Origin of the sequence: Streptomyces otsuchiensis, assembly GCF_004305975.1 — a bacterium.
Classification (GTDB): domain Bacteria; phylum Actinomycetota; class Actinomycetes; order Streptomycetales; family Streptomycetaceae; genus Streptomyces; species Streptomyces otsuchiensis.
Window position 1 is genome coordinate 1 of the sequence record NZ_BHZI01000547.1, and the last position, 1,025, is coordinate 1,025.

The window sequence follows — 1,025 nt, forward strand, 5'->3', positions numbered from 1 at the left end:
ATCCCCACCCGCTGCGACCCCTGACCACCGAACATGACGGCGAGGCGGGCGGGTCCGGCGGTGCCGGTGACGGCCGCGGGGTGGGGGGTCGCGCTCTCCAGCGCGTCCAGGCCCTGGAGTGCGGCGGCGTGGTCACCGGCGACGACCACGCCCCGGAAGTCGAGCTGGGCGCGGGTGCTCAGCAGGGAGAACGCCGTGTCCCTGAGGGGTACGTCGGGGTGGGTCGCGAGGTGGTCGCGCAGGCTCGCGGCGCCGGCCCGCAGCGCGGCCTCGGACTTGGCGCTGACGACGAGCGGCACCGCTGCCGCGGGGGCTTCGCCGGCCGGGGCGTCCTCGGCCGGTGCGCCGGCGTCGTCCGCCGCGTTCACGCCGTCACTGTCGTCGGCGGGTGCCTGCTCCAGGATCATGTGCACATTGGTGCCGCTGATCCCGAAGGAGGAGACGCCGATGCGCCGCGGTCGCGGCACCTGCGGCCACGGGGTCGACTCGGTGACGAGTTCCACGGCGCCCGCGTCCCAGTCGACGTGGCTGGAGGGTTCGGTGATGTTCAGTGAGGCGGGTACGACCGCGTGCTTGAGCGCCATGATGGCCTTGATGACGCTGGCGCCGCCCGCCGCGCCCTGGGCGTGGCCGATGTTGGACTTGACGGAGCCCAGCAGCAGCGGCCGTTCCCAGGTGTGGCCCTGTCCGTAGGTGGCGATGACGGCCTGGGCCTCGATGGGGTCGCCGAGGGCGGTGCCCGTGCCGTGCGCCTCCACCACGTCCACATCCGCCGTCGACAGGCCCGCGTCGGCCAGCGCCGCCCGGATCACCCGCTGCTGCGAGGGCCCGTTGGGCGCGGTCATTCCGTTGGAGGCTCCGTCGGAGTTGACGGCGGAGCCCCGCACCACGGCCAGCACCTGGTGACCGTTGCGCCGCGCGTCCGACAGCCGCTCCAGGAGGAACAGGCCGGCGCCCTCGGACCAGCCGGTGCCGTCGGCGTCGTCGGAGAACGACTTGCACCGCCCGTCCTTGGCCAGGCCCCG

The 1,025-nt window shown here is 74.3% G+C and carries 1 protein-coding gene; it reads right to left on the bottom strand.

Features of this window, described 5'->3' with window-relative positions; all coding sequences use genetic code 11:
- Positions 1-1,025, bottom strand: a 1,025-nt coding sequence (locus tag E0D90_RS25770; protein ID WP_130800314.1) for a ketoacyl-synthetase C-terminal extension domain-containing protein, incomplete at both ends; no start/stop codon positions are given.